The organism is Flavobacterium sp. 2755, from assembly GCF_031455715.1.
In the GTDB taxonomy this organism is placed as follows: domain Bacteria; phylum Bacteroidota; class Bacteroidia; order Flavobacteriales; family Flavobacteriaceae; genus Flavobacterium.
Genome location: NZ_JAVDTG010000003.1, coordinates 647,652 through 665,947 on the forward strand (window position 1 = coordinate 647,652; position 18,296 = coordinate 665,947).

Genomic DNA, 18,296 nt, shown 5'->3' on the forward strand with positions numbered 1-18,296 from the left:
ATAATTAATTCTCGTATAAACGCAAAAAAAGCCCAACCGAATAGTTGAGCTTTTTATACATATATTCTATAATTTTATTTCTTCTCTTTCAATAGCTTTTTCAATTTCTCTTTTGTTTCTGGAATTGCTTGAAGCGTTAAAGCTTTTTTAAAAGTTTCTATCGCTTTTGCTTTATCACCTTTTTCAAGATATAAATCGCCAAGAGAATCATAACAATTGGCACTTTCAGGATAGTTGGTCGTATTAAGTTTAAACAAGGTCTCAGCTTTTGCTAATTGTTTAGCTCCCATCATTTGGTAACCCAAATTATTAATTTGGTTTTCGCCCGGCTTTACAACATAGCCCATGTTTTCAGAGACATTTTTGTAGTGCGCTACCAAAAGTGAATCTAATTTAAAATCAGGATTTTTTAATTCGCTGTCGTAAATTTTAAGTTTATAGAACTCAAAAATAAATCGAAGTGCATCATATTCACCAATCAAACGTACTGAAGGATGATTGTCATCTTCATAAAATTTATATTTAAAACGCAATTGGTTCTTTTCATTTTTAGACAAATCTTTAATAAATTCTAAATTGCTTCGAAGAAGCGCTGTCGTTTGGGTTGTATCTTTTTGAACACTTAATGTATCAACACCTTTTTCTAAACGATTTGCCATTGCCATATACAATGTTTTTCCTTTGTAATTTTGAGTCGGTAAAATCGTTTTGGCGTCTTTTACCACTTTTTGGCGATCCCACCACAACGAAGCGTCAAGAGAAACATACGAATTAAATAAATTCGGATTATGCAAAAAAGTATTCATAACTGTTAAGCCTCCAAGCGAGTGACCAATAAACGTTTTATAAGATGTAGTTGGATAATTGGAATCAATATACGGAATCAATTCTTTCTCGACATATGACATAAATTTTTCGCCGCCGCCCACAATTTCAGGTAATTCTTTATCTGTACCTATCGTTAAATCAACCAATCTGTTTTTGTGCAGAATACCAACCACAATCATTGGTGGACAAAGATTCGATTCCGCCATATGTTCTGTAATGCTCACAACGGTGTTGAAATTTTCACTTCCGTCTAATAAATAAATTACAGGATAATTTCCTCTGTCTTTGATTTTATTTCCACCGTTACTACTCGGAATATGGATCCAGACTTTACGTTGCTGTTCTAATATTTTCGAAGATATCGTTTCTTCAAATCCATTTACAAAAGGGCTGTTTTCCTGAGCTGTGACAAAAAAAGAGAGTAGTAGAAAGGTAATGTAGTAAAAAAATGATTTCATAATTTAAGTTTGATTGTTTTGAATTGATGACTAAAATTCAACAAAGTGTTTTTGAGGAATTTCGAAAGCAAACTTAACCAATTAATTGTACAAATTTTTCTGCATTTTTAATCATTATTCATTTAGCTGTCTTTTTTCGGAATAGTGAATTTTACAAATAAAAAAATCCTTTTTCACTATATTTATATCTAAAATAATCTGATTTTAGCGTTACCAAATAAAACACTTCCTTAAAACATCATTTTAATGAATAAAAATATAAGTTCTCTTTACGAAATTGCTCAAAAAGAGACCCGAAAAATATTAGGTTTAATGTCTGGAACTTCGCTCGACGGACTCGATTTGGCTCTTTGTAAAATTTCTGGCGAAGGCGAAAACACGGTTGTCAAAATCGAACAGTTTGAAACCATAGATTACAACGAAGATATTAAAACCGAAATCAGAAAAGTGTTTGCTAAAAAAACAATCGATTTTCAGCATTTGGTTTTACTAAACGAATGGATTGCTGGCTTGCATGCCGGAATGATTAAAGATTGTCTTTCAAAATGGAATATTCCCGCTAATGAAGTTGATTTGATCGCTTCGCACGGACAAACGGTTCTGCATGCGCCAAAGTTTTTACATCAGCAGGAAAAATTTCCAAATGCAACCTTACAAATTGGCGACGGCGATCATATTGCGGTAAAAACCGGAATTATCACTTTATCTGATTTCAGACAAAAACATGTTGCTGCGGGCGGCGAAGGCGCGCCTTTGGCAGTTTATGGCGATTATTTATTGTTCAGTAAAAAAGGCGAAAACCGAATCATGCTTAACATGGGCGGAATCGCAAATTTCACTTATTTACCAGCCTCGCAAAACGCCGAAGAAGTTTTTGTAACCGATACTGGAACTGCAAATACTTTAATTGATATTTTTACCAAACAACTTTTTCCTGAAAAAAGTTACGACAAAGATGCTGAAATCGCCAAAAGCGGAACTGTAAATCAGGAACTTTTAAGTGAATTAAAAAGTAATTCTTTCTTTCAAAAAAGCTTCCCAAAAACAATTGGTCAGGAATTATTCAATCATGATTTTGTGAACTCGGCTTTGGCAAAATTAGGTTTAGAAAACATTTCGGCACCAGATTTGCTTGCGACTTTAACACGCCTTAGTGCCGAAACTATTGCCGAAGCGATTTTATTTGTAGTTAAAAATACCAAAACTCCAATTGAAGAGTTTACAGTTTATATGTCTGGCGGAGGTGCACGAAATCCGTTATTGGTAAGCTGGCTACAAGAATTATTGTCTTGTAAATTTGAAAAAAGCGATGTTCTGGGAATTTCAGGCGATGCAAAAGAAGCCGTTTTATTTGCCGTTTTGGCCAATGAAACCGTAGCGGGAGGAAATTATAATTTTGGATCTAAAAAAGGAATTCCATCCGTAACAATGGGGAAAATTTCTTTTCCAGACTAAATAATTAGTTTGCCACGAATTACACGAATTTTCACGAATTATTTTTTTGTACTTTGAGAATAAAAAATTGGTGGAAATTTGTGCAATTCGTGGCAAAAAAACATTTAAAATAAAATTTAGCAGAATTCATTGAATTCCTAGCAAAACAAACTATTTTTGGTTCTTGTTAAAATTAAAGATTAAAATGCATAAAAATCAGCACTTACTATACTCAATCATACTTTTATTTTTCTTTGGATTAAAATCTAACTCACAAGAAAAAATAATGCATCCTAAAAATGAATTTAGAGGTGTTTGGATTGCGACTGTAGTAAATATTGACTGGCCAAAAACAGCTACAGATAATGTTGAAAAAGAAAAAGCTGATTATTTAGAAATTCTTGAAACTTACAAACAATTAAATTACAACGCTGTTATCGTTCAGATAAGAAGTGTTGGTGATGCTTTTTACCCAACAGAACTTGCGCCTTGGTCAAGATTCCTGACAGGAAAAGAAGGCGTAGCTCCAAATCCATATTACGATACTTTGGCGTGGATGATTGAAGAAGCGCACAACAGAGGTTTTGAATTTCACGCATGGCTGAATCCGTATCGTGCAACTTTCGATTTAAATAAAAATCTTTTAAGTCCAAATCACGACGTTTTTAAACATCCGGAATGGATGATTGAATACGGAGGGAAATATTATTACGATCCTGCATTGCCAGAAGTTCAGTCACATTTAACAAAAGTCGTAAAAGAAGTCGTTGACAAATACGATATCGATGCGATTCATTTTGATGATTATTTTTATCCGTATGCCGTTCCCGGAAAAGTATTTAACGACTCGGCTTCGTACAAAAAATATGGTTCAGGTTTAAGTCTTTCAGACTGGCGTCGTGCCAATGTGAGCAACTTTGTACATACTATTTCAACAACTATAAAAGAAAGCAAACCGTGGGTTCAATTCGGAATCAGTCCGTTTGGGGTTTGGCGAAATAAATCTGTTGACCCAAAAGGTTCAGAAACGCAGTCAACCGCAAATTACGACGATTTATATGCAGATCCTGTTTTATGGATGGATCAAAAATGGATCGATTATATACTTCCGCAATTGTATTGGAGCATGTATAACTCGAGAGCTTCTTATTCAAAATTAGTAAAATGGTGGGCAGAAAACTCTAATAATACAGCTGTTTATATTGGGCACGCTTCTTATAAAATCAGAGCCGATGGCGATAAAAGCTGGAATTATATCAGCGAAATCCCAACTCAGATCGATTTTGCCAGAAGTACTAAAAATGTTTCCGGAAGTGCTTATTTCAGCGCAAAATGGTTCATGAACAAAAACTTAGATCTTGTTCGTCTTCTGGAAGATAATCAATATCGTTTTCCTGCGCTTCCTGCTGCGGTTCCTAATTTGAAACGCATTATTATTGATACACCGGTTATTACAGATTTTGCAAAAGACACTATAAAATATTCTTTCAGCATCAAAAATCCGCTGAATACAAAAGTGCGTTACATTGTAATTTATGGCGGTGAGCATATTTCAAAAATAAATACAAACGATGCTGAAAAAATAATTGATAAAGTAAGAGCTGTTGAAAAAGACGGCGTTATATCATTTTCTATTCCCGCAGAAAAAATCGATATGTATAAAGCTTGTGCTGTAACATTTATTGATTATTTTGCAAACGAAAGCACCCCAACTGCTGCCGACTTAAAAAAGAATTTTAAAATCTATTCACCTGCTCAGCCTAATGAAAACAGATAATAAACCCTGGTTCTGGATTCCACTTCTTAATTTTGCGTCTGGATTGCCTTACGCCGTAATTATCTCGGTTTCGGTAATTATGTATAAAAACTTAGGTATTTCAAATGAAGATATTGGCGTTTACACCAGTTTATTATACTTACCGTGGGTTATAAAACCTCTTTGGAGCCCTTTTATTGAATTAAACGGAACCAAAAGAAAATGGTTTTTATCGATGCAGTTATTGATTTCGATTGCTTTTTTATTAGTCGGATTTACGATTCCAACCAATGGATTTTTCATGATGACATTGGCAATTTTCTGGGTTGCCGCTTTTGCTTCGGCTTCAAATGATATTGCTAGCGATGGTTTTTATTTATTGGTTTTACCAGAAAATCAGCAGTCTTTTTTCCTCGGTATCAGAAGTACTTTCTACAGGCTTTCAATGCTTGCCGGAAACGGATTAATTGTGCTTTTAGCAGGATATTTAGAACAAAAATATGGCGACAATACTAAAGCATGGTCGTATACAATGATTGGCGTTGGTTTATTAATGACTTTTATAACGATTTATAATTTTGTTTTTACTCCAAGAAATGAAATAAATGTTGTAGCAAATAATAAAGATCATCATCAAAATTTCGGTTCTATATTTGCCAGTTTCTTCAAGAAAAAACAAATCGGTTTAGTTTTAGCTTTTATTCTGGTTTTCAGATTAGGAGAATCACAGTTGCTTAAAATGTTAAGTCCATTTTTATTAGACGGAAAAGATGTTGGCGGAATGAGCCTAACTACTGAATCTGTTGGGATTATTTATGGAACTTTAGGAATTTTTGCTTTAACAATTGGCGGAATTTTGGGCGGAATTGCCATTTCAAAACATGGTCTTACCAAATGGATGCTTCCTATGTTTTTGGCAATGCATCTGCCAATTCTTGGTTTTATAGGATTAGCTCATTTTCAACCCGAAGCAATTTTTCATCTTCACATAAATCTTTATTTTTTCGAAATAAATTCTCCATTAAATCTGTATACTTGCATTACCGTAATTTTGGAACAATTTGGATATGGTTTTGGTTTTACAGGTTTTATGATGTTTTTAATTCATGTTGCCGAAGGAGAATCAAAAACAGCACATTATGCACTTGCAACCGGATTTATGGCATTAGGAATGATGCTTCCGGGAATGTTGAGCGGTTTTATACAACAATTTTTAGGCTATCAAAACTTTTTTATATGGGTTTTTATAGCGACAATTCCAGGTCTTATTTTATCACGTTTTTTAATTTTCCCGAAAGATTTTGGGAAAAAATCTGAAGAAGTTTAACCCCAAATCAAACTCTTACTTATGGAAATCAATGAAAATTTGCAGGCCGAACGCAACTTAAAAGGAGCTGAGTTCGAAAAAACCGGAAATCTTGAAAAAGCAATTGAATTATATGAGGAAAATGTCGCAGAAAGCTTTAAAGGAAATCATCCTTACGATAGATTAGCAACAATCTACAAAAACCAAAACGATCTCGACAATGAAATCAGGGTTTTAGAAAAAGCTATTGTGGTTTATGAAGAAATTACAATTGAAGACCGACTGGAAGGTTTGCCAAAACTCTTCCGCTTTAAAAACCGATTAGATAAAGCAATTGAAACCAAAAAACAATTGGCAAAGCAAAAGAAAGCAAAATTGAAATAAAATATCGATCTCAAAACTTGCAGTGAAAAGATGAAAACAAAGATTTGCATAATAACATTGTTTATAGTGCTAGTATTATCTTGTGGACATAATAATGAAAAGAAAAATAAACTGCCAGAAAAAAAACAACCTGTTACAAAAACATTTGAGCAAAAAGAAAAAGAACGTTTAGAGAAAAGAGCTGAAATTGAAAAACAGGAAAAGATAGATAGTTTAAAATTAAATAAAATTCTATTTGATGCTTTGAAAATTGCCACTCAGGAAATTAACAAAAAGAAATTCCAAAAGAAATACAAAGTTAGACCTGATAATGAATATGACGTTGAAGTTGAAATAAATATAGATTGCTATTTTGCAAAAAACAATCCTCATCTCATTATCCGAAGGTTAGAGCCAAATAATGTATATATCGATATTTATTCGAAAGATGGAAATAAATTCGTAAAAGTTCTTTCTCACAAAGAGTGGGCTATGACTTATATGGATGACACAATAAAAGACATTAATGGTGACGGTTTGAAAGATTTTGTTGTTAATTGGTATGGCGCAACTGGATGCTGCCTAAAAGCCTTCAGCAATATTTATTTGTTTAGAAAGGATAAAAAAACATTTTCGAAAGATTTTGAATTCATAAATCCTACTTTTTCTCCTAAAGAAAAAATAATACGAGGAGTTGAATATGGTCATCCTGGACATACAGCAATTTATAAATATAAATGGAACGGTGAAGCAGTCGATACTTTAGAATATGTTTACTATGAAACTGACAAAGAAGACAGAAAAACCGGGAAAATAATTATTTCAAAAAAAGAAGCTTACAGTAAAAATAAAAAAGACATAAGAATATTAAATTCAATACCTGTTGAATACAAAAACATTGAAGGTTTCGATTGGTTTACAGGAAAAGGTTATGAATAAAGAAAATTATAAAACAAGAAGATGATTAACTTAAAACGAACCAATTCAGATGATCCCGATTTTATAAAGCTGGTAGCTTTATTAGATCAGGATTTAGCAATTCGAGACGGAGAAGATCATGCGTTTTACAATCAGTTTAATAAAACCGATAAAATAAAACACACGGTTGTTTACTATGAAAACAACATTCCGGTTGGCTGCGGCGCATTTCGCGAAAAAGAAAGCGACAAAACAGAAATCAAACGAATGTATGTTCATCCTGATTTTCGCAAAAGAGGAATTGCTTCAAAAGTTTTAGCCGAATTAGAAATTTGGGCGAAAGAAGTCGGCTATACTTATACTATTCTCGAAACTGGGAAAAACCAGCCCGAAGCCATAAATTTGTACCAAAAATTAGGTTACACAATCATTCCAAATTATCCGCCTTACGAAAAAATGGATAACAGTGTCTGCATGAAAAAGACTTTATAATAATGAAAATTACAGCCGAAGCATTACGACAAAGAATAGGACAATTCTTTTTTCCTGCCGTTTTTATTAACGATACCGAAGAAAATATTCAGGAAACCGAACGTTTAATTAAAGAACACAACATTGGCGGACTGACCTTTTTTCACAGTCGTGCGAGCGCTGCAACGAATTATGAAAGCAAGAAAAAAGTTGTTTTTAATGACGATAGTTATCAAAAAATAAAAGAACTTATTGTTCGTTATCAAAAAGCCGCTTCTACTCCACTTTTAATCAGCATTGATGCAGAATGGGGATTAGCAATGCGTATCGAAAAAACACCACAATATCCGTATGCGATTACACTTGGCGCTTTGCCAGAAAACAAATCTGATTTAGTTTTTGAAGTTGGAAAACAAATAGGTTTAGATTTAAAAGCTGCCGGAATTCAGTATAATTTATCGCCTTTGGCAGACATCAACAATAATCCAAATAATCCTGTTATTGGATATCGTTCCTTTGGTGAAAACAAAGAAAAAGTAGCCAATTTTTCGGTTGAATATTTAAACGGAATGTCGGAAGTTGGCGTTTTAGGCTGTCTGAAACACTTTCCCGGACACGGAAATACGAATGTCGATTCACATTTAGGATTACCTGTTTTAAAGGAAACTCTGGAAGAATTATTAGAAAACGAATTATATCCATTCATTAAAGGAATTGAAAACAATGTCGACTCTATTATGATTGGACATTTGGCCGTTCCAAGTTTAAATGATGGAAAAGATACCTCGGCAACCTTATCAAAAGCTGTCATTCAGGATCTTTTACGAGACAAATTAGGTTATGACGGTTTGGTAATTTCTGATGCTTTAAATATGCACAGTGTTTCAAAATTATACGAAACGAAAGGCCAGTTGGAATGGGAAGCTTTTAATGCCGGAAATGATATTTTATGTTTCGCCGAGAATGTCCCCGAAGGAATTGAAGCAATCTTTAGAAATGCTTCACCAGACCGCATCTTCCAAAGCTATAGTCGAATCATGAAAGCTAAAGAAAAAGCAGGAATTCTTTCTGGAAATACTGCTGCTTCGGGCGAATTAAATTTTGAAAAAGCATCTGAATTAAATCTGGAAATTGCACAAAATGCGATCACAACAATTATTGATAATTCAAATTCAGAATTAGCATTTGAATCTCAGAAAAACAACAAATTAGCCAAACTAAGTTTATATAAAAATACCGAAAACACATTCTTCAAAACTTTAAATTCAAAATTAGAATCTCCTGAATTTGCTTTTGAAAATTTAGAAGTTTCGGATATTTCATCAATTAAAAAAGAATTAGAAAATTTCGAAACTATTTTGATTTCATTGTTTGTTCCAAAAGCAAAACCTGCAAATAATTTCGAAATTAACGATGAAGTTTTAGAGCTTCTTTCTGATTTACTTCAAACCAAAAAATGCATTGTTTACGTTTTCGGAAATCCTTACGTTTTACCAATAATTCCGAATCTGAAAAAGGCTTCAGGTTTAGTTGAAGCGTATCAGGATTTTGAAGAATTTCAAAAAACAGCAGCAATTCAATTTTTAGATAAAATTTCTTCAAACGGAATTCTTCCAGTAAATATTGATATCCAATAAGTTAAAAAGTTAAATAGTCAAAATTTATCAACTTATAAATTTTTATAATCACATCTTATTGTAAGAATCTGTACTTATACCCTACTTTTGCACCAGAAATAAATTTTTAACGTTAAAACGAAAAATATGTCTTTAGTAGGAAAAAAATTCCCAAGTATTGCAGTAGATGCTATCTCAGAAATGGGTGATAATTTAAAAATCAACATTTTTGAAGAAGCAGTAAACAACAACAAAAAAGTATTATTGTTTTGGTACCCAAAAGATTTCACTTTTGTTTGCCCAACTGAATTACACGCCTTTCAAGCTGCATTACCAGAATTTGAAAAAAGAAATACTATCGTAATTGGTGCTTCTTGTGACACAAACGAAGTTCACTTTGCTTGGTTAAATACTCCAAAAAACAATGGTGGAATCGAAGGTGTTACTTACCCAATCTTAGCTGATACAAACCGTAACTTAGCTAACATTTTAGGTATTCTTGATATCGAATCTACAAGCTACAGCGAAGATACTGATTCAGTTATCATCGAAGGTTCAAACGTAACTTACAGAGCTACTTACCTTATTGACGAAACTGGAAAAATCTTCCACGAAAGTGTAAACGATATGCCATTAGGACGTAACGTAAACGAATACTTAAGAATGGTTGACGCTTATACGCATATCCAGACTAAAGGTGAAGTTTGTCCTGCAAACTGGGAAGCTGGTAAAGAAGCTATGTCTGCAGACAGAGTTAGTACTGCTGAATACTTAAGCGCTAATTAAGCAGCTAAGATACTAAGATTTTAAGATGCTAAGTTTTTTAACTTAACTTTTGAATCTTAAATACAATTCTACAATAAAAGTCAAGAGATTCTAAGATTAAACTTAGATCTTAGAATCTCAACGACTTAAAAAAACATCAAATAAATCCACACAAAGTTATTCGGTTCGAGAGCAAACTTAGCATCTTAGAACCTTAGCAACTTAGTGTCTTAAAAATAAAAACTATGTTAATCGACTTAAACGAAGATACGTTAGCAGATTTAGTTGCTAAAAACGAAAAAGTAGTAGTACAATATTCAGCATCATGGTGTGGAAACTGCCGTATTATGAAACCAAAATTCAAAAAATTAGCAACAGAAAATGAAGCTATCACTTTTGTTTTGGTTGATGCAGAAAATTCTCCTGAATCAAGAAAATTAGCTAACGTAAGCAACCTGCCAACATTTGCAACTTTCGTAAACGGACAATTAGTTGGTGAAACTCAAACTAATAAACAAGAAGTTTTAATCGATCTTGTAAACGCAATTGCTTAATTTTAGATCGTTAGACTTGCTTAGATTTTTAGATATCTTAGATATTAAAAAAATTTAAATAAAGTCTAAGAAGTCTAAGCAAGTCTAAAAATCTAAGAAATCTCAACATGAAATTACCAGTAATAAAGCAATTAACGCAGTTCATCGAAGAAAACGATCAGGATTATATCATTGAAACGATTGAAGTTCTTGAAGCTATGACCGAAATTCCTTCTCTTAAAGACGAAGAATTAGATGTAATTGGCGAATTGATTTCGAATATGTACGGTGCTCTTGAAGTACACAAAATGGTTTCTCAGGGAACTGATAAAAAAGAAGCTCTAAACGCGTTCATGAAACGTGTTTTGGGTTCAATCGATAAATAAATCGACCTCTTTTTCAAGTAAAAAACAAAAAAACATGACTGAGAAAGCGTTTCTATTTGGAGACGCTTTTTTTTGTTTATACTTTTAGCGTAAGCAAAGTCATTGCGAGGAACGAAGCAACCTCACGCAGATTAGACATTGCTTCGTTCCTCGCAATGACACACTAAAATCCGTGTAATCTGCGTCATCTGCGTGCCATTATACACAAACCAACATAGATAAAAACCTCAACATTAATCTCACCTTAAACCCTTAACAAATACTTTTAGATTCAAATATTAATCCTTACTTTTGAACCTCATTAAAAAAAATTATCATGGCTTCAATAACATTAGGAGGAAATCCAGTTCATACATCAGGCGAATTACCAGCAGTTGGTTCTAAACTTGCTGATTTTAAATTAGTACAAAATGATTTATCAGTTGCTTCTTTGAGCAATTTCGCTGGTAAAAAATTAGTTTTAAATATTTTCCCAAGTGTTGATACAGGAACTTGTGCTGCCTCTGTTAGAAAATTCAACCAAAGTGCAAGCGGATTAGAAAACACTACTGTTTTATGTATTTCAAGAGATTTACCTTTCGCTCAAAAACGCTTTTGTGGTGCCGAAGGTTTAGAAAATGTAGTAAACTTATCTGATTTTCAAACTGGATCTTTTGGTAAAGCAAACGGTTTAGAAATCGTTGACGGACCTTTAGCAGGTTTACACTCAAGAGTTATTATTGTTGTTGATGCAAACGGAACAATTACTCATACAGAACAAGTTGCTGAAATTGCAAACGAACCAAATTACGAAGCGGCTTTAGCAGCACTATAATATTTTCCACTAAATGGAGTTTCAAAAAGATAATACTTTTGTTACAGGTCGTTTAAAGAGTGTAACTTACGCCTTTAAAGGAGCTGTAAAATTGATAAGAACAGAACACAGCGTTATGGTTCAATTCTCACTGGGAATTATTATGACCATTGCCGGGTTCTATTTTCATATATCACAAACCGAATGGCTATGTCAAACCTTAGCCATTGGTTTGGTTTTAAGCATTGAAGGATTAAATACGGCAGTTGAAAAAATCGCCGATTTTATCCACCCCGATTACAGCAGACGAATTGGGTTTATTAAAGATATTGCTGCAGGAGCGGTATTTTTTGCCGCCATGACAGCAATAGCGATTGGTTTGATAATTTATATTCCAAAATTTATATAGGCGGAACGCAAGAATGGCAAAAACAAAAAAAGAAACTGTAGACAAAAAAACCGAATCAAAAGTCGCCAGCATTAGATCCTGGTCATTATCCAAACAACAAAAATTTGTTTTGGGCTGCCTTTTGGTACTCTTTTCTATTGCATTATTAGTTGCATTTATTTCGTTTTATGTCAACGGACAATGGCAGACAGACCAAAGTGCGGTTAGTCAGCTTGGCGACCGTGAAGAAGTAGTGCAAAACTGGCTCGGAAAATTCGGGGCTTTTCTTGCAGACTTAATTGTATACAGAGGTTTCGGTCTTGCTTCTTTTATAATTGTTCGTTTATTCTTTTTAACCGGATTATTTCTGGCATTAGAACTTTCGACCAAAAAATTAAAAAATACTTGGTTCTGGGATTTATTTGCCATTATCGTTGTTTCTATTTTATTTGGATTTTTTGCTACTTCGGCACCAGAATTAGGAGGAACAATTGGTTATGAATTAAATCTTTTCCTTCAGGATTATATCGGGAAAACCGGAACTTTATTGAGCTTACTTTTTGGATTGATTGTTTATTTGATTTTCAAAATAAAAGTATCTCCGGAAAAAATCCAGTCTTATTTTGATTCAACTAAAAATGAATTAAAATCAGAATTAAATTCTATCAAAAAACCGCAACAGGATTTAGAGCCTGAAAGTGCTTATAATTTAGAAGAATTTGCGATTGAGGAAGATCCGGAACTGGATAATATTCATTTAAAAACAGACGATTCTAAATTCGAAATCAACAAAGAGGCTTTAAAACCAACTATTAATCATTCATCAGAAATTGAATTAAATCCAATTTTAAAACCAATTCAGCCAAAACAAGAACTTCCATTAGTTTCTCCTGATGAAGCCTTTGTTATTGAAAAAGCCGAAGAAGAAGACATTATTGAAGAAAATCTTGCTTCTCGCCTTGTTGCTGATTTTGGATTATTTGATCCAACTTTGGATTTATCCAATTATAAATTCCCAACTATCGATTTATTAAAAGAATATTCGACGGGTGGAATTACCATTAATCAGGAAGAATTAGAAGAAAACAAAAATAAGATTGTAGATACACTTCGTAACTACAAAATTGAAATTGCACAGATTAAAGCAACCGTTGGTCCATCGGTAACTTTATACGAAATTGTACCCGAAGCTGGAATTAGAATCTCTAAAATTAAGAGTTTAGAAGATGACATTGCGCTTTCATTATCTGCTTTAGGAATTCGTATTATTGCTCCAATTCCAGGAAAAGGAACAATTGGTATTGAGGTTCCAAATAAGACTCCTACTATGGTTTCCATGAAGAGCGTTATTGGCGCTGCGAAATTTCAAGAAGCTGAAATGGAACTGCCAATTGCTTTAGGAAAAACTATTTCGAATGAAACTTTTGTTGTCGATCTTGCTAAAATGCCTCACTTATTGATGGCGGGTGCAACAGGACAAGGAAAATCGGTTGGATTAAATGCCGTTTTAACTTCGCTTTTATACAAAAAACATCCGGCAGAAGTAAAATTTGTTTTGGTCGATCCGAAAAAAGTAGAGCTTACGCTTTTCAATAAAATAGAAAGACATTATTTAGCGAAACTTCCAGATACAGAAGACGCTATTATTACTGATAATGCAAAAGTGGTCAATACTTTGAATTCACTTTGTACTGAAATGGACAATCGTTATTCTTTATTAAAAGATGCGATGGTTCGTAATATTAAAGAATACAACGAAAAATTCAAAGCCAGAAAATTAAATCCGGAAGCCGGACACCGATTTTTACCTTACATCGTTTTGGTTGTCGATGAGTTCGCCGATTTGATTATGACTGCAGGAAAAGAAGTCGAAGTTCCGATTGCTCGTTTGGCCCAGCTGGCGCGTGCTATTGGTATTCACTTAATTATTGCAACTCAAAGACCTTCAGTAAACGTTATTACAGGTTTAATTAAGGCCAATTTCCCTGCGAGAATTGCATTTAGGGTAACTTCAAAAATTGACTCAAGAACAATTTTAGATACTCAGGGAGCTGATCAGTTAATTGGACGTGGAGATTTATTGTACACAAACGGAAATGATGTAACGCGTGTACAATGTGCGTTTATAGACACGCCAGAGGTTGAAAAAATTACAGATTTTATTGGTTCACAAAAGGCATATGCCACAGCATATTTGCTTCCGGAGTTTGTTGGAGAAGAAACTGGCATTAATCTTGATATGGATATTTCCGAAAGAGATACCTTATTTAGAGAAGCTGCCGAGATTATTGTTAATGCGCAGCAAGGTTCTGCTTCATTACTGCAAAGAAAATTAAAATTAGGTTACAACAGAGCCGGTCGTTTAATCGATCAGCTGGAAGCAGCAGGAATTGTTGGACCGTTTGAAGGCAGTAAAGCAAGAAGTGTGAACATTTTAGACTTAAGTGCTCTTGATCAATTCTTTAATAATGAACAAAATTAATCCAATCATGAGAACAAACATTCAGGAAATCAAAAACAATTCTATCACTAACATGACTAAAAAGTGTTTTCAAATGGCAGTTATCTTGCTTTTGAGCTTCACTTCTATTCAGGCTCAGGATAAAAAAGCTAAAGATTTATTGAACGAAGTGACTGCTAAAATAAAAAGCTACGATAATATTGTTATAGATTTTAAATATTCTCTAAATAATGCAAAAGAGAATATTAACCAGGACAGTAAAGGAAATGTAACCATGAAAGGAAATCAATATGTATTGAATTTTATGGGCGTTACTAAAATTTTTGACGGACAAAAAACGTACACAATTGTTCCTGAAGACGAAGAAGTTACAGTTTCTAAAGTAAATGAAAAGGATGATAATGCTATCACGCCTTCAAAAATGCTTACTTTCTTTAATTCTGGGTACAAATACAATATGGATATAGTACAAAATGTAAAAGGAAGAAAGATTCAATACATTAAATTAGTACCAACTACCGGAAAAGATCAAAGAAAAGAAATTCTTTTAGGTATTGATGTTCAGACAAAACATATCTATAATTTGATTGAAACTGGAAAAAACGGAACAAAAACAACTTTAACCGTTAATTCTTTTAAAACCAATCAGCCATTATCAAAAAATCAATTTACCTTTGTAGCGAGTAAATACCCGAAATACTACATCAATAAATTAGATTAATCAGAAGGTTGAAAATACTAGACAAATACTTATTAAAAACATTCTTAGTTACATTTACTACGGTATTTGTAATCCTTTTTTTCATATTCATACTTCAAACAGTATGGCTATTTATATCAGAACTAGCAGGTAAAGATCTCGACTTAATATTGGTCGTGAAATTCCTGCTTTTTTCTATGCCGCGTATTATCCCGCTGGTTTTACCGCTTTCGGTTCTATTGGCTTCTATCATGACTTTCGGAAATTTAGCCGAGAATTATGAGTTTGCCGCCATGAAATCTTCTGGAATCTCGCTTCAAAGAGCAATGCGGGTTTTAATTATTTTTATATTCGTTTTAAGTATTGTAGCATTTTGGTTTGCCAATAATGTTATTCCTTTTGCCGAATATAAATTTGTGAACTTCCGTAAAAATATCGCACAGGCAAAACCGGCCATGGCAATTGCTGAAGGTCAGTTTAATGATGTTGGAACTTACAACATTAAAGTCAACAAAAAATCTGGTGAAAACGGAAATATCTTAACTGGTGTTACTATTCATGAAAAGGCTAACAATTTTGGCGAGAACAAAACAGTTATCAAAGCCAAAGATGGAGAATTAATCAGTAATGAAAAATCAAGTATTTTGAAACTGGTTTTAAATGATGGTTATTACTATCAGGATGTTACTCCAAAAAAATACGAAGACCGCGCTAAACTTCCTTTTATAAAAGGAGCTTTTAAAAAGCATATCATTAACATAGATTTATCTGAATTAAATAAGGTTGATGACAGTAAAGAAAGTATTGCCGGTACAAACGCGATGCTTAATGTTAATGAATTACGCTATACTTTAGACTCATTAAACAAGAATCTGGATAATGAAATTATATCATTTTCTGAGAATATAAATCAACGTGTTGGATTTAGAAGATCAAGTACTCTGGTTACTGATAAAGCAAAAAAGAAAAAGACTTTACCAAGTGATCTTTTGTCTTTATACAACAATAAAGAAAAAGTCGATGTTCTAAAAATGGCGAGCAGCAATGTTACCAGCAACATCTTCTCTATCGAATCAACCCAAAAAGATTTAAAAGACAAACAGCGCGACATCAACAAACACTTAACAGCTTTGTATGAAAAGTTTGTTATTGCTTTTGCGTGTTTTTTAATGTTCTTTATTGGTGCGCCGTTAGGAGCTATTATCCGAAAAGGAGGACTTGGTTTACCAATTGTTTTTGCGGTATTAATTTTTATTACTTTCCATTTCATTAATACTTTTGGAAAAAGATTATCGCAGGAAGGCGGAATGACTCCTTTTATGGGTTCATGGATGTCATCGTTTATTCTTTCGCCATTAGCAGTATTATTAACCTATCGTGCTACAAATGATAACGGATTAATTAATTTTGATGCGATAACTACCCCAATATCACAACTATTTCAAAAAATTTCCGAGCGGTTTTCACCAGCTCAAAACAAACAATAATTATGTCAACAAAAATTCAACTTAATACCATTGAAGAAGCTATAGAAGATATTCGTCAAGGTAAAGTAATCATTGTAGTTGATGATGAAGATCGCGAAAATGAAGGTGACTTTTTAGCTGCTGCCGAAAAAGTTACGCCTGACATGATCAATTTCATGGCTACACACGGACGTGGATTAATCTGTACACCACTTACAGAAAGTCGCTGCAAGGAACTTGATTTACGCGCCATGGTTACTAATAATACAGATCATATGGAAACTGCTTTTACGGTTTCTGTTGATTTAAAAGGAAATGGTGTTACAACCGGAATTTCTGCTGCTGACAGATCTAAAACAGTACAATCATTAGTTGATCCAAATACAAAACCACATGATTTAGCACGTCCTGGACATATTTTTCCTTTGATTGCTAAACAAGGGGGTGTTTTAAGAAGAACAGGGCACACAGAAGCCGCAATTGATTTTGCAAGATTAGCAGGATTTAAACCCGCAGGTGTTATCTGTGAAATTTTAAATGAAGACGGAACGATGTCCCGTTTGCCTGAACTTATAAAAGTGGCAAAGAAATTCGATTTAAAATTAGTTTCGATTGAAGATTTGGTTGCTTACAGAATGCAGCACGACAGTCTTATCATTAAAAAAGAAGATTTTGATATCGAAACCCGTTTTGGAACTTTTAGATTAAGAGCTTACGAGCAGACTACAAATAAACAAATTCATATTGCTTTAACTAAAGGAACATGGAATTCAGGAGAACCAATTTTGACCAGAATCCACTCTTCTCAGGTTAATAATGATTTATTAGGAACATTGACTAATAATGCAGAACAGCAGTTAGACGATATGTTTAAAGTAATTAATGAGAACGGAAAAGGTGCTGTTATTTTTATTAATCAGGATATGACAGCTGTAAATTTATTAAACAGAATTTCTGAACTTAAAACTTTACAGGCCCAAGGAACATTAAAAGCACCAAAAGTTATCATAGATAGTAAAGATTACGGAATTGGGGCTCAAATCCTTCATGATATTGATATTTCTAAGATTAGATTAGTTTCGAACACAGAACAAACAAAACGCGTCGGAATGATTGGATATGGTCTTGAAATCACTGAATACGTAACTTACTAATCTTTATGGGTACATTAGAAGAAAGAATTTTAAAATCTGAAACACATATTTTTAAAGCGGTTTTCCCGAGTACAACGAATCATTATGATACTTTATTTGGAGGAACTGCGCTTCATTTAATGGACGAAGTGGCTTTTATTTGTGCTACACGTTTCAGCCGTAAAAAAGTAGTTACGATTTCTACAGGTCAAATTGATTTTAAAAAGGCGATTCCGGCAGGAACTTTAATCGAATTGGTTGCAAAAGTTGTAAGCGTAGGAAGAACGAGCTGTAAAATTCATGTTGATATTTTTATGGAACAAATGTATACTGAGCTTCGCGAAACGGTAGTTTCCGGAACTTTTTCGTTTGTTGCTGTTGATGAAAACAAGAAACCAACGCCAATTTTGGACAACTTGGATTAATTTTTTCAAAAATCTCATTTTCGGAAATACTGATAATTAGATACTTGTAAATTATTTAAAAAAAGTTTCGAAAAAAGTTTTCAGAACCGAAAAACC

Annotated in this window: 18 protein-coding genes; 17 read left to right on the forward strand and 1 reads right to left on the reverse strand. The window is 33.4% G+C overall.

Annotated elements, in window-relative coordinates:
* Positions 1-74: 74 nt before the first annotated feature.
* Positions 75-1,286, reverse strand: coding sequence for an alpha/beta hydrolase-fold protein (locus tag J2Y38_RS10185; protein WP_309841906.1), 1,212 nt, complete (start codon positions 1,284-1,286; stop codon positions 75-77).
* A gap of 246 nt (positions 1,287-1,532) precedes the next feature.
* On the opposite strand from J2Y38_RS10185, the gene J2Y38_RS10190 reads away from it, so the two are divergent.
* From J2Y38_RS10190 to J2Y38_RS10270, 17 genes are all read left to right on the forward strand, one after another.
* Positions 1,533-2,741, forward strand: a complete 1,209-nt coding sequence (locus J2Y38_RS10190) for an anhydro-N-acetylmuramic acid kinase (RefSeq protein WP_309841909.1) — start codon at positions 1,533-1,535, stop codon at positions 2,739-2,741.
* A 184-nt stretch (positions 2,742-2,925) separates the two neighbouring features.
* Complete coding sequence (locus J2Y38_RS10195; protein ID WP_309841911.1) at positions 2,926-4,497, forward strand: family 10 glycosylhydrolase; 1,572 nt, start codon at positions 2,926-2,928, stop codon at positions 4,495-4,497.
* On the forward strand, positions 4,484-5,803 hold the full coding sequence (locus tag J2Y38_RS10200; protein ID WP_309841913.1) for an MFS transporter: 1,320 nt from the start codon (positions 4,484-4,486) through the stop codon (positions 5,801-5,803). Before J2Y38_RS10195 ends, J2Y38_RS10200 begins: the two co-directional genes overlap by 14 nt.
* A gap of 21 nt (positions 5,804-5,824) precedes the next feature.
* Complete coding sequence (locus tag J2Y38_RS10205; protein WP_053471121.1) at positions 5,825-6,166, forward strand: hypothetical protein; 342 nt, start codon at positions 5,825-5,827, stop codon at positions 6,164-6,166.
* A 30-nt stretch (positions 6,167-6,196) separates the two neighbouring features.
* Complete coding sequence (locus J2Y38_RS10210) at positions 6,197-7,084, forward strand: XAC2610-related protein (RefSeq protein WP_309841915.1); 888 nt, start codon at positions 6,197-6,199, stop codon at positions 7,082-7,084.
* 21 nt (positions 7,085-7,105) lie between these two features.
* Positions 7,106-7,555: a GNAT family N-acetyltransferase gene (locus tag J2Y38_RS10215; protein WP_309841917.1), complete on the forward strand. Its 450-nt coding sequence runs from the start codon at positions 7,106-7,108 to the stop codon at positions 7,553-7,555.
* A gap of 2 nt (positions 7,556-7,557) precedes the next feature.
* Complete coding sequence (locus J2Y38_RS10220) at positions 7,558-9,171, forward strand: glycoside hydrolase family 3 N-terminal domain-containing protein (protein ID WP_309841920.1); 1,614 nt, start codon at positions 7,558-7,560, stop codon at positions 9,169-9,171.
* 126 nt (positions 9,172-9,297) lie between these two features.
* Positions 9,298-9,936 carry a peroxiredoxin gene (locus tag J2Y38_RS10225; RefSeq protein ID WP_053471125.1) on the forward strand — a complete coding sequence of 213 codons (639 nt, stop codon included), beginning with the start codon at positions 9,298-9,300 and terminating at the stop codon, positions 9,934-9,936.
* A 224-nt stretch (positions 9,937-10,160) separates the two neighbouring features.
* Positions 10,161-10,469 carry a co-chaperone YbbN gene (locus J2Y38_RS10230; RefSeq protein ID WP_007805605.1) on the forward strand — a complete coding sequence of 103 codons (309 nt, stop codon included), beginning with the start codon at positions 10,161-10,163 and terminating at the stop codon, positions 10,467-10,469.
* A gap of 107 nt (positions 10,470-10,576) precedes the next feature.
* Positions 10,577-10,834 carry a DUF6952 family protein gene (locus tag J2Y38_RS10235; protein WP_042566605.1) on the forward strand — a complete coding sequence of 86 codons (258 nt, stop codon included), beginning with the start codon at positions 10,577-10,579 and terminating at the stop codon, positions 10,832-10,834.
* A 316-nt stretch (positions 10,835-11,150) separates the two neighbouring features.
* Positions 11,151-11,648 carry a thiol peroxidase gene (gene tpx / locus J2Y38_RS10240; RefSeq protein WP_309841963.1) on the forward strand — a complete coding sequence of 166 codons (498 nt, stop codon included), beginning with the start codon at positions 11,151-11,153 and terminating at the stop codon, positions 11,646-11,648.
* A gap of 13 nt (positions 11,649-11,661) precedes the next feature.
* Positions 11,662-12,036, forward strand: coding sequence for a diacylglycerol kinase (locus J2Y38_RS10245; protein ID WP_053471127.1), 375 nt, complete (start codon positions 11,662-11,664; stop codon positions 12,034-12,036).
* Between the two features lie 13 nt (positions 12,037-12,049).
* Entirely contained in the window at positions 12,050-14,497 is a 2,448-nt protein-coding gene (locus tag J2Y38_RS10250) for a DNA translocase FtsK (RefSeq protein ID WP_309841967.1), read from the forward strand.
* A 7-nt stretch (positions 14,498-14,504) separates the two neighbouring features.
* Positions 14,505-15,197, forward strand: a complete 693-nt coding sequence (locus tag J2Y38_RS10255; protein ID WP_082356391.1) for an outer membrane lipoprotein carrier protein LolA — start codon at positions 14,505-14,507, stop codon at positions 15,195-15,197.
* Positions 15,198-15,205: 8 nt separating this feature from the next.
* Positions 15,206-16,663 carry an LptF/LptG family permease gene (locus J2Y38_RS10260; RefSeq protein ID WP_309841972.1) on the forward strand — a complete coding sequence of 486 codons (1,458 nt, stop codon included), beginning with the start codon at positions 15,206-15,208 and terminating at the stop codon, positions 16,661-16,663.
* 2 nt (positions 16,664-16,665) lie between these two features.
* Positions 16,666-17,796 carry a 3,4-dihydroxy-2-butanone-4-phosphate synthase gene (gene ribB, locus J2Y38_RS10265; protein ID WP_309841973.1) on the forward strand — a complete coding sequence of 377 codons (1,131 nt, stop codon included), beginning with the start codon at positions 16,666-16,668 and terminating at the stop codon, positions 17,794-17,796.
* 5 nt (positions 17,797-17,801) lie between these two features.
* A complete protein-coding gene (locus J2Y38_RS10270) occupies positions 17,802-18,200 on the forward strand; it encodes an acyl-CoA thioesterase (RefSeq protein WP_053471131.1) in 399 nt (132 codons plus the stop codon).
* Positions 18,201-18,296: the final 96 nt, after the last annotated feature.

Excerpts from the sequence above, each read along its gene's own strand:
- J2Y38_RS10185 (WP_309841906.1), bottom strand. The coding sequence starts at position 1,286 with ATGAAATCATTTTTTTACTACATTACCTTTCTACTACTCTCTTTTTTT.
- J2Y38_RS10190 (WP_309841909.1), top strand. The coding sequence starts at position 1,533 with ATGAATAAAAATATAAGTTCTCTTTACGAAATTGCTCAAAAAGAGACC.
- J2Y38_RS10195 (WP_309841911.1), top strand. The coding sequence starts at position 2,926 with ATGCATAAAAATCAGCACTTACTATACTCAATCATACTTTTATTTTTC.
- J2Y38_RS10200 (WP_309841913.1), top strand. The coding sequence starts at position 4,484 with ATGAAAACAGATAATAAACCCTGGTTCTGGATTCCACTTCTTAATTTT.
- J2Y38_RS10205 (WP_053471121.1), top strand. The coding sequence starts at position 5,825 with ATGGAAATCAATGAAAATTTGCAGGCCGAACGCAACTTAAAAGGAGCT.
- J2Y38_RS10210 (WP_309841915.1), top strand. The coding sequence starts at position 6,197 with ATGAAAACAAAGATTTGCATAATAACATTGTTTATAGTGCTAGTATTA.
- J2Y38_RS10215 (WP_309841917.1), top strand. The coding sequence starts at position 7,106 with ATGATTAACTTAAAACGAACCAATTCAGATGATCCCGATTTTATAAAG.
- J2Y38_RS10220 (WP_309841920.1), top strand. The coding sequence starts at position 7,558 with ATGAAAATTACAGCCGAAGCATTACGACAAAGAATAGGACAATTCTTT.
- J2Y38_RS10225 (WP_053471125.1), top strand. The coding sequence starts at position 9,298 with ATGTCTTTAGTAGGAAAAAAATTCCCAAGTATTGCAGTAGATGCTATC.
- J2Y38_RS10230 (WP_007805605.1), top strand. The coding sequence starts at position 10,161 with ATGTTAATCGACTTAAACGAAGATACGTTAGCAGATTTAGTTGCTAAA.
- J2Y38_RS10235 (WP_042566605.1), top strand. The coding sequence starts at position 10,577 with ATGAAATTACCAGTAATAAAGCAATTAACGCAGTTCATCGAAGAAAAC.
- tpx (WP_309841963.1), top strand. The coding sequence starts at position 11,151 with ATGGCTTCAATAACATTAGGAGGAAATCCAGTTCATACATCAGGCGAA.
- J2Y38_RS10245 (WP_053471127.1), top strand. The coding sequence starts at position 11,662 with ATGGAGTTTCAAAAAGATAATACTTTTGTTACAGGTCGTTTAAAGAGT.
- J2Y38_RS10250 (WP_309841967.1), top strand. The coding sequence starts at position 12,050 with ATGGCAAAAACAAAAAAAGAAACTGTAGACAAAAAAACCGAATCAAAA.
- J2Y38_RS10255 (WP_082356391.1), top strand. The coding sequence starts at position 14,505 with ATGAGAACAAACATTCAGGAAATCAAAAACAATTCTATCACTAACATG.
- ribB (WP_309841973.1), top strand. The coding sequence starts at position 16,666 with ATGTCAACAAAAATTCAACTTAATACCATTGAAGAAGCTATAGAAGAT.
- J2Y38_RS10270 (WP_053471131.1), top strand. The coding sequence starts at position 17,802 with ATGGGTACATTAGAAGAAAGAATTTTAAAATCTGAAACACATATTTTT.